Source organism: Luedemannella flava, assembly GCF_039528515.1.
Lineage (GTDB): Bacteria > Actinomycetota > Actinomycetes > Mycobacteriales > Micromonosporaceae > Luedemannella > Luedemannella flava.
On record NZ_BAAALT010000041.1, the window covers coordinates 35,460 to 42,285 of the forward strand.

A 6,826-nucleotide genomic window follows, 5' to 3' on the forward strand; every position below is an offset into this window, starting at 1 on the left:
TTCAAGCCTTCGTTATCGCTCGGCCTGTTACTGCCCGAGCGTGGAGAGCGTCAAACGCGCGGCTGCGTCGACAAGTGCGCGGTCCATCGTGGAGAACGCCATCGGCGGCGCGTTGACCAGGGAAAACCAGGAATATTCAAGGGACTCGGCCGGATCGATCTCGATGCGGTCCGCGGGCAGCCAGGCCAGATAAAAGCAGTCGAGTACGGGCAGCACCTCGCCCTGGAAGTCGTACTCCCCTATGTACATACCGACGAAGTCGCCGAGTTCGACATCGACGCCGAGTTCCTCGCGGCCCTCCCGCAGGGCCGCGTCGCGCGGGTGCTCCCAGCCGTCGCAGAACCCGCCCGGCGTCTCCCACAGCCCGGCCTTCGGCTCCATCGCCCGCCGCAGCGCGAGAAACCTCACCTCCGGCGCCAGCGGGCCGTCGAGCACGAGCAGGCTCGCCGTCGGCCGGGCGTTGACGAACAGGGCGTACCCACAGGATGTGCACGTGGTCGGAGGGTGGGTGGCCAGCGGCGCGCCGCAGCGCGGGCAGTGTGCCGACTTCGTCGTCACTTCTTGGCGGTGCCCTTGCCGTCGGTCCCCTCGTTGGTGGACAGCGCGGCGATGAAGGCCTCCTGCGGCACCTCGACGCGGCCGACCATCTTCATCCGCTTCTTGCCCTCTTTCTGCTTCTCCAGCAGCTTGCGCTTACGGGTGATGTCACCGCCGTAGCACTTGGCGAGCACGTCCTTGCGGATGGCGCGGATGGTCTCGCGGGCGATGACCCGCGACCCGATGGCCGCCTGGATCGGCACCTCGAACTGCTGGCGCGGGATCAGCTTCTGCAGCTTGGACGCCATCGTCGTGCCGTACGTGTAGGCCTTGTCCTTGTGGACGATCGCGGAGAACGCGTCCACCGGCTCGCCCTGCAGCAGGATGTCCACCTTGACCAGGTCGGCGGCCAGCTCGCCCTGCGGCTCGTAGTCCAGGCTGGCGTAGCCCTTGGTGCGGGACTTGAGCTGGTCGAAGAAGTCGAAGATGATCTCGCCGAGAGGCAGCGTGTAGCGCAGCTCGACGCGGTCCGAGGACAGGTAGTCCATGCCCTGCAGCACGCCGCGCCGGCCCTGGCACAGCTCCATGACCGCGCCGACGAAGTCGTTCGGGGTCAGCACGGTCGCGCGCGCCACCGGCTCGTACACCTCGGCGATCTTGCCCGTCGGGTACTCACTCGGGTTGGTCACGATGACCTCGGTGCGGTCGTCGGTGACCACCCGGTAGACCACGTTGGGGGCCGTCGCGATGAGGTCGAGGCCGAACTCGCGCTCCAGCCGCTCCTGGATGATCTCCAGGTGGAGCAGGCCGAGGAAGCCGCAACGGAACCCGAAGCCCAGCGCCGCGCTCGACTCCGGCTCGTAGACCAGGGCGGCGTCGTTCAGCTTGAGCTTGTCCAGCGCGTCGCGCAGCTCGGGATAGTCGGAGCCGTCCAGCGGGTAGAGGCCCGAGTAGACCATCGGCTTCGGGTCCTTGTACCCGCCGAGGGCGTCCTTGGCCGGCCTCGACTGGATCGTCACCGTGTCGCCGACCCGGGACTGGCGCACGTCCTTCACGCCGGTGATCAGGTAGCCCACCTCGCCGACGGACAGCGCCGCCGACTTCACCGGCTCCGGCGAGATGACGCCGATCTCCAGCAGCTCGTGCGTGGCCCCCGTGGACATCATCTTGATCCGGTCGCGCGCCTCCAGCCGGCCGTCGACCACCCGGATGTAGGTCACCACGCCGCGGTAGATGTCGTAGACCGAGTCGAAGATCATCGCGCGGGCGGGCGCGGCCGCGTCGCCGACGGGCGGCGTCATCTGCCGCACGATCTCGTCCAGCAGGTGCGGCACGCCCTCGCCGGTCTTGCCCGAGACCTTCAGACAGTCCTCCGGCTCGCACCCGATGAGGTGCGCCAGCTCCTCGGCATACTTCTCCGGCTGGGCCGCCGGAAGATCAATCTTGTTGAGTACGGGAATGATATGCAGATCGTTCTCGAGCGCCAGGTAGAGGTTGGCCAGCGTCTGCGCCTCGATGCCCTGGGCCGCGTCGACGAGCAGCACGGCCCCCTCGCAGGCGGCCAGGCTGCGGCTGACCTCATAAGTGAAGTCGACGTGCCCAGGGGTATCGATCATGTTCAGGACGGCGTGCTCGCCCTGCCGGTCGCCCTCGCGGATCCGCCACGGCATGCGGACGGCCTGGCTCTTGATCGTGATGCCGCGCTCGCGCTCGATGTCCATCCGGTCGAGGTACTGCGCGCGCATCTGCCGGGCGTCCACCACCTCGGTGAGCTGCAGCATCCGGTCCGCCAACGTCGACTTTCCGTGGTCGATGTGGGCGATGATGCAGAAGTTGCGGATGCGCTCCGGTGGGGTGGCACCGGGGCCGGAGGCGCCGGCGTCGGGCGTCGGTGGCACGTCTGTCCGTTTCCTCGTCGGGTCTGACTAGCTATAGTCCCATGCCGGCACCTGGGGCCGTTCCTGGTGCCGGCCGTTTTGGTCCGCCCCCTGGCCACCTGGTAACCTGGCTGTTCGCGCGCCGCGCTCGGTGCAGTGTGCGCATTTCCAACTCAGACTACGGAACAGGACGAGGCTGTCGCGTGGCGAACATCAAGTCTCAGATCAAGCGCAACCGGCAGAACGAGAAGGCCCGTCTGCGCAACAAGTCGGTCAAGTCTTCCCTGAAGACGGCCGTCCGCAAGTTCAACGCTGCCGCCGCGACGGGCGACGCCGAGAACGCCGCCGCTCTCATGCGTGCCGCGTCGAAGCAGCTCGACGTTGCCGTCAGCAAGGGCGTCATCCACAAGAACCAGGCCGCCAACCGCAAGTCCGCGATCGCCAAGAAGGCCGCGGCGCTCAGCGCCTGATCTTCCTCGCCCCGGGCGCCCCTGGCACCCCAGCGAACCATGGGGCGTCCCTGACGCCCGAGACGGAGGCCGCGAGCCCGGCGCACGCCGGGCTCGGCTCCGCGCTCCCTTTGCAGGTCGAGCGCACGCCTCACCAAGCGACAACGCCCGCCCCGCAGCCAACCGTGCCGCCCGGCGGGGCGTTTCCGCGTCCCGCCGGGCGCCATGCAGGCACGGTCGGCGAGGCGAGTCCCCCCCCACCCGCCAACTGCTCACATCTGGCGGGCCGCGACGTTCCAACCCCGCCAACTGCTCACATCTGGCGAGCCCCCAACGCTCCAACCTCACCAACTGCTCACATCTGGCGGCTCGGACGTCCGGAAACCCGCCAGATGTTCACATGTGGTGGCTGACGCGGTCCTGCCACTCGGCCAGGCGCCCATATGTGAGCATGTGGCGGCCTGCATCCGCCAACCTCACCGGGTACGGCGCCATGGCGAGGTAGACGACCGGCCGCGTCCCGCCACTGCGACCCCTTGGCGAGGTGGACGCGTCACCGCACCACCACAAAGCGACCCCTTGGCGAGGTGGACGCGTCACCGCACCGGCAGGAGCGCCCCCTTGGCGATGGAGACACGTCGCCGCCCCGTCGCGAGTGACACCTCCTCGTGCCGGAGGCGAGGCGGGTGGGCGCTCAGACGGTGGGAGGTGGTCAGCGGGCGCGGCTGAAGCGGCCGCGGTTGAGGCGCGCTCGCGCCAGGCGCAGTTGGTCGATGGCGTTGCGGCGCCAGACGTTCATGATCGGTGGCCCGACGGGCCGGTCCGCGCCTGTACGTGGGGGCGGTGAACTTCCGGCCTGACGCCCGGGGTCCGCCGGGCGCGGCCGGGTGTCCGGCATACGGGTGCCGGCGGACGGTGGGCGGGCCGCTGCGGGCGGCGGGACGTCGCCCAGGGGCATGGGCCACGCGCCGACGGCACGGGCGTGCGACGAGGCAGCCGACGCCTTGACCTCGCCAGGAACGGTGGCGACGCCGCGCGCCACCCGGGCCCGCGCGGCCCGACCGGTCGAAACTCCCCGTGCCGTGCCGCGGTCACTGCCGGCCTGGTCACCCGTCGCGGGGACACGTGCCGTCACCCGGCGCGGGTGCGCCGTCGGGCGGGCGCCGGGCTCGGGTCGGTCCGGGTCCCCCGGGGTGCGGGCTTTCGTCGCGGGGGCGTCCGTCCCGGTCGCGACGCTGGCGTCGACGGGCGTCGCCAGGGCGCGGTTGGATCGGGCGACGAGGGTCGGCGTGGAGACGCGGGCGACCTGGACGGGCCGCCAGCGCGTCCGGTCCTGCGCGTCGCGGGGCGCGGAACCGTAGCCAGCGAGCGGTTCGGACCTTCGTCGGTCGGCGTCCTGCGACGGCGTACCCGACGGGGGTTCGGCGGCGCGGCGGGGACCGGCGTGGGTGCCGTTGGCACCGGTCCAGGCGACGACCACGCCACCCAGGGCGGGCAGGAGGTCGATGAGCTTGACGGCTCCGGCCACCAGGACCGGCAGCCCGAGAGCGAGCCACCAGGGCGTGAGCTCGGCGAGCGCGATGAGCGCGCCGAGGAACGTCGTGCCCTCCAGCAGCGCGAACCTGGCCAGCGATCCAGGGTTGAGGCGTTGCAGGCGCAGCAGGCGCGCGTAGAGCGAGCGCCGGGCGGGGGTCACCGGTCGCTCCCGGCGCGCGCGGCGGCGACGGCCATGACGGCGCGTTCGAGGGCGTAGCCGCGGTCGTCGGCGCCGCCCTTGACGGCGGCGTTGCAGTCGGCGGCGACGCGCATCGCGGACACGAGACCGTCGGCGGTCCAGCCGCGGGCCTGGCGCTGGGCCCGTTCCACCTTCCACGGCGGCATGCCGAGGCTGCCCGCGAGCTGGTAGGCGTTGCCCCGGCCGGCGCCGGCGACCCGCGCGACGATGCGGATGCCGTCGGCGAGGGCGTCCGCGATGGGGACGGGGTCGACGCCGATGTAGAGGGCCCACCGCAGCGCCTCGAGCGCGCCACCGACGTCGCCGACCATGGTGGCGTCGGCCACGGTGAAGCCGCTGACCTCGGCCCGGCCGCGGTAGTAGCGCGCGATGGTGGCGCTGTCGACGCGTCCGCCGGTGTCGGCGACGAGCTGCGCGCACGCGGCGGCCACGTCGCGCAGGTCGTTGCCGACCGCGGAGAGCAGCGCCTCGGCGGCCGCCTCGGGGCAGGTGCCGCCGAGCCGGCGGACCTCGGCCCGGATGAAGTCGACGCGCTCACGGTGCTTGGTGAGTTTCGCGGCCGTCGTCACGTCAGCCCCGGCGGCGCGTACGGCGTCGGCGAGGGCCTTGCCCTTGGCGCCGCCGGCGTGCGAGAACACCAGCGTTATCTCGGGATCGGGAGCGCCCACGTAGGACTGCAGGGCGGCCGTGAGGTCCTTCTTGGCGTCCTGCGCCGCCTGGATCACGACGACCCGGCGACCGCCGAACAGCGATGGGCTCACCGCGTTCTCGAACTCGGCCGGGGTGGTGTCGGCGGCGCGGTGCTCGATGACGACGGTCTCGGGGTCGGCCGCCCGGGCCGCCGCGATCACCTCGTTCACCGCCCGCTCCGCCAGGAACTCCTCGTCGCCGACGACGAGGTGGAGTACGCCAGGGGTCCCGCGTGTCACCTCGCCATCCTCGCACGTCCGCCGGCCCGCGCCCGGCAGCCGAGCCATGATCACTGAGTCTCTGACCAGTTGACGGAGCCGGTTCGACGGTCGACCGACCACCCACGGCGATCGACCGACCACCGACGGTGGACGAATGGGTGGCCACCCCGATCCCGCCGTCGACGGCGACCACCGCGAGGTCGCCGGAGGTGTCGGTGCGCAGGATCCGCGCGCCGGACCGCTGCAGCCGGGCCATCAGGCCGGGGTTCGGGTGGCCGTACCTGTTGTCGGCGCCCACGCTCACCAGTGCCACGCGGGGCGCCACCGCGTCGATCAGCCGCTCGGCCTGGGCCGCGGACCCGTGATGGGCGACCTTCAACACGTCCGCGCGCACCTCGCCCGCGCCGGCCGCGAGCAGGTCGCGCTGCTCGTCGGTCTCCGCGTCGCCGGTCAGCAGGATCCGCACGCCGCCCGCGTCGGCGCGCAGGACGAGCGAGTTGTTGTTGGGGTCGGAGTCCGTACCGGCGAGCGGCCGCACCGGCCCCAGGACCGTGAGGGTGAGCCCGGGCCACGACCGCCGCCAGCCGGGCCCCGGCGTGAGCACGGACGCGCCGCCCAACCGGGCGCGCACGGCCGCCGCGCGGTCCGCCGGCTCAGCGAGCGCCGGCAGGGCGGCCGCCACGAGCTGCCGGCCCCGCAGGACGCCGTCGAGTCCGTCGACGTGGTCGGCGTGGAAGTGGCTCAGCACGAGCAGCTCGATCCGTTCCACGCGCAGCCCGCGCAGGCAGGCGTCCACACGGGACGGATCCGGCCCGGCGTCCACCACGACGGCCGAGCCCGGCGCGACCGGCAGGACGATCGCGTCGCCCTGCCCGACGTCGCAGGCGACCACGAGGGCGCCCGGCGGCGGCCAGCCCGTGGCGAACACCCGCACCGGCAGGCCGCCGAGCACGGCCCCGACCGCCACGACCAGGGCCAGCCGTCGGGGCGCCCGCCAGGCGGTGGCCACCAGCAGCGCCACGGTCACGGCGCCGAGCAGGAGCCCGCCGGTCACACCCGCGGGCCACGGCAGGTTGCCCGCCGGCACGTCCGCCCCGCGGTGCGCGATCGCCACCAGCCAGCGGGCCGGCCAGCTCGCCAGCCACGCGAGGAACTCGGCCAACGGCGGACACACCGGCGAGACCGTGGCGGCGAGCACGCCGAGCAGCGTGGCGGGCGCGACGGCCGGCACGGCCAGCATGTTGGCGGGCACGGCCACGGCGCTGACCGTGCCCGACAACGCGACCACGACCGGCCCGCAGGCGACCTGGGCGGCCG

At 72.5% G+C, this 6,826-nt stretch carries 5 protein-coding genes and 1 pseudogene; 1 reads left to right on the forward strand and 5 read right to left on the reverse strand.

Annotated features, from left to right (window positions below; all coding sequences use genetic code 11):
* Positions 1–27: 27 nt before the first annotated feature.
* Together ABD211_RS08890 and lepA are read right to left on the reverse strand one after the other, a co-directional pair.
* A complete protein-coding gene (locus tag ABD211_RS08890; protein WP_344128225.1) occupies positions 28–558 on the reverse strand; it encodes an NUDIX domain-containing protein in 531 nt (176 codons plus the stop codon).
* Positions 555–2,435: a translation elongation factor 4 gene (gene lepA / locus ABD211_RS08895; RefSeq protein ID WP_344128227.1), complete on the reverse strand. Its 1,881-nt coding sequence runs from the start codon at positions 2,433–2,435 to the stop codon at positions 555–557. The genes ABD211_RS08890 and lepA overlap by 4 nt, the downstream gene beginning before the upstream one ends.
* Positions 2,436–2,617: 182 nt before the next feature.
* Between lepA and rpsT the strand changes: the two genes are divergently transcribed.
* A complete protein-coding gene (rpsT, locus tag ABD211_RS08900) occupies positions 2,618–2,884 on the forward strand; it encodes a 30S ribosomal protein S20 (RefSeq protein ID WP_344128229.1) in 267 nt (88 codons plus the stop codon).
* 691 nt (positions 2,885–3,575) lie between these two features.
* On the opposite strand, the gene ABD211_RS08905 is transcribed toward rpsT, so the two are convergent.
* From ABD211_RS08905 to ABD211_RS08915, 3 genes and pseudogenes are all read right to left on the reverse strand, one after another.
* Positions 3,576–4,559, reverse strand: a complete 984-nt coding sequence (locus ABD211_RS08905) for a hypothetical protein (protein WP_344128231.1) — start codon at positions 4,557–4,559, stop codon at positions 3,576–3,578.
* Positions 4,556–5,575, reverse strand: coding sequence for a DNA polymerase III subunit delta (gene holA / locus ABD211_RS08910; RefSeq protein ID WP_425560382.1), 1,020 nt, complete (start codon positions 5,573–5,575; stop codon positions 4,556–4,558). The genes ABD211_RS08905 and holA overlap by 4 nt, the downstream gene beginning before the upstream one ends.
* A 91-nt stretch (positions 5,576–5,666) precedes the next feature.
* Positions 5,667–6,826: pseudogene (locus tag ABD211_RS08915) on the reverse strand (ComEC/Rec2 family competence protein); the annotation flags it as partial.